Source organism: Kitasatospora sp. NPDC007106 (assembly GCF_040634455.1).
GTDB lineage: Bacteria > Actinomycetota > Actinomycetes > Streptomycetales > Streptomycetaceae > Kitasatospora > Kitasatospora arboriphila.
Genome location: NZ_JBEYFP010000793.1, coordinates 1 through 2,618, shown reverse-complemented (window position 1 = coordinate 2,618; position 2,618 = coordinate 1). Strand labels below are relative to the sequence as shown.

The following is a 2,618-nucleotide window of genomic DNA, read 5'->3' as shown; positions in this document are numbered from 1 at the left end:
GACGGGACCCGTACCGGCGGGACCCGTACCGACGCGGACGGGGCCGCCGGCGAACCGGCGGCCCCGCATTTCCTGGCACCCTTCATCCACTTACCGGAAATCAGGGTTCCGGTACCGCGCGCGGAAGGGTTACTACGACCACAGCTGATTAGCCTGGACATTTCCGCACGGCCACTGGTTGACGCGCGCGCCGTTGCCGGTGTTCCAGCCGCCGACCTCCAGGCAGAGGCCGCTGTTCTTGTTGATGAGGTACGTGTACTTCGGGTCGCCGACCCCGCCCAGGCGCCACAGCTGGTTCGCCTGGGTGTAGTTGCCGTTCGCGTCCTTGCCGCACGGCCACTGGTTGGCCCCGGCGCCCCACTCGGTGCTCCAGCCGCCGATCTCCAGGCACTGGCCGCTGTTCTTGTTGACCAGCGGGAACCAGCCCGACGGGTAGTTGCCGTTCGTCAGCCACTGCTGGTTCGCCTGGCCGCCGGCACCGCACGACCACTGGTTCGCCGCGGCGCCCCACTCGGTGCTCCAGCCGCCGATCTCCAGGCAGAGGTTGCTGTTCTTGTTCACGATCGTGTCCGTGGGCTGCTGCGCCGAAGCGGGCATCGACATCGCGAGGGTGAGCCCCGCCGCGACCGCGGCGACACCGGCGACCCGGCCGACCCGACTGACCGTCCTGTTCATTTTAGGATCCATTCCTCGAAAGAGCGTGGGAAGGCCCGTGAGGAAAATGGAATATGTGTCATGAATTCCCCCCGGATTCGGTCGTAGATTAGCACAGGGCCGCGACTGATGTCGTCCACTAATCATCCGTGCGGGCCGATCTCCGGGCAAAGAGTACAAACCGCCGCCTGGTGCGCTTAACGGATGATCGGGGCCGATTACGGCCGGTCGGCGTCGAGGCGGCCGTGGGGGAGGGGCGGCCTGGAGGAAGCGACAGGTGCTGCTCCGGAGCGGAGCAATCGGGTCGGAGCCATTGACCAACGGGGGCGAGCTTTCTACATTCTGTGGAACCGAATGGCGGAACCAGTGTTCCGCATCGCGGATCTGTTCATGGGTCGGGCCTGTTCGCCGCGGGCACCGGCAGGTGGGCGACGGCACCGCCGTCCGCCAGGGTCGTCCCGACGTCGCCGTGTCCCGTTCCGGCCGCCGTCCCCGGGCCCGAAGCCACCTCGGATGTGGAGGACCGCACATGGGACGTCGCGAAGCGCCCGTGAAGCCCGCAACCCCGCCGCACCCCGTCGACGAACTGCTGCCGCCCGGACGGATGGCGACCGTCGCCCTCCAGCACGTCGCCAGCATGTACGCCGGGGTCGCCGCACCGCCGCTGATCATCGGCGCAGCGGCCGGCCTGACCCCGGCCCAGCTGACGACCCTGCTCGCCGCCAGCCTGTTCATCGCCGGCATCGCCACCCTGCTGCAGACCCTGGGCTTCTGGCGGGTCGGCTCACGGCTCCCCTTCGTGAACGGCGTCTCCTTCGCCACCGTCTCGCCGATCCTCGCCGTCATCGAGGCGAAGAAGGACGCGGCGCTGCCGCTGATCTTCGGCTCCACACTGGTCGCCGGACTCTTCTGCTTCCTGCTGGCCCCCGTCTTCTGCCGGCTGGTCAGGTTCTTCCCTCCGGTGGTCAGCGGCACGGTGATCACCCTGATCGGCGTCTCGCTGCTCCCGGTCGCCGGGAACTGGGCCCAGGGCGGCAACTCCGCGGCGCGGGACTACGGCTCGCTCGGCAACCTGGGCCTCGCTGCCGTCACCCTGGCGTCCGTGCTGCTGTTCCACCGCTTCCTGCGCGGCTTCTTCCAGCGGATCGCGATCCTCCTCGGCCTGCTCGTCGGAACCCTGGTGGCGATCCCGTTCGGCAAGGTGGACGCCCATGCGCTCGCCGGCCTGCCGCTCGTCGAGCTGCCGCACCCGTTCGCCTTCGGCGCGCCCCGGTTCGAGGCCGCGGCGATCGTCTCGATGCTGGTGGTGATGGTGGTCTCGATGACCGAGTCCACCGCCGACATGATCGCGCTGGGCGAGATCGTGGAGAAGCCGGCCGACGACCGCACGATCTCCGGCGGCCTGCGGGCGGACGGCATCGCGACGGCCCTCGGCGGCGTGTTCAACGGCTTCATCTGTTCGGCCTTCGCCCAGAACATCGGGCTGGTCGCGCTCACCAGGATCCGCAGCCGCTTCGTGGTGGCCCTGGCCGGGATCCTCCTCGTGGTGATGGGCCTGCTGCCGGTCGTCGGCGGGCTGGTCTCGCTGGTGCCGCAGCCGGTGCTCGGCGGAGCGGGCGTGGTGCTGTTCGGGTCGGTCGCGGTGGCGGGCCTGCGCACCCTCGGCGCGGCGGACCTGAACGTCGGCTCCAACGCGATCATCGTCGCGGTCAGCCTCGCCTTCGGCATCTTCCCGATCGCCTACCCCGGCTTCTACCACGCCTTCCCGGAGCAGATCGGCACCGTGCTGCACTCCGGCATCTCCGCGGGCTGCCTGCTGGCGGTCACCCTCAACCTGCTCTTCAACCACGTGGGCCGCCCCCGCACCGTCCCGCCCGCAACCGCGCAGCCCGCAACCGTGCCGCCCGCAACCGTCCCGCTCGCAACCGTGCCGCCCGCAACTGGGCCGCAGACCCGGACCGAGC

2 protein-coding genes are annotated in these 2,618 nt (G+C 69.7%); one reads left to right on the top strand and one right to left on the bottom strand.

Annotation, left to right across the window (positions count from 1 at the left end; translation table 11 throughout):
- Positions 1-132: 132 nt before the first annotated feature.
- Entirely contained in the window at positions 133-675 is a 543-nt protein-coding gene (locus ABZ641_RS32430; RefSeq protein ID WP_344625644.1) for an RICIN domain-containing protein, read from the bottom strand.
- Positions 676-1,183: 508 nt separating this feature from the next.
- Here ABZ641_RS32430 and ABZ641_RS32425 point away from each other — a divergent pair.
- On the top strand, positions 1,184-2,618 hold a 1,435-nt coding region (locus ABZ641_RS32425), incomplete at its 3' end, for a nucleobase:cation symporter-2 family protein (RefSeq protein WP_359987643.1).

What these genes read in the sequence shown, in the direction of transcription:
- ABZ641_RS32430 (WP_344625644.1), bottom strand. Translation starts at nt 675, where the DNA reads ATGAACAGGACGGTCAGTCGGGTCGGCCGGGTCGCCGGTGTCGCCGCG.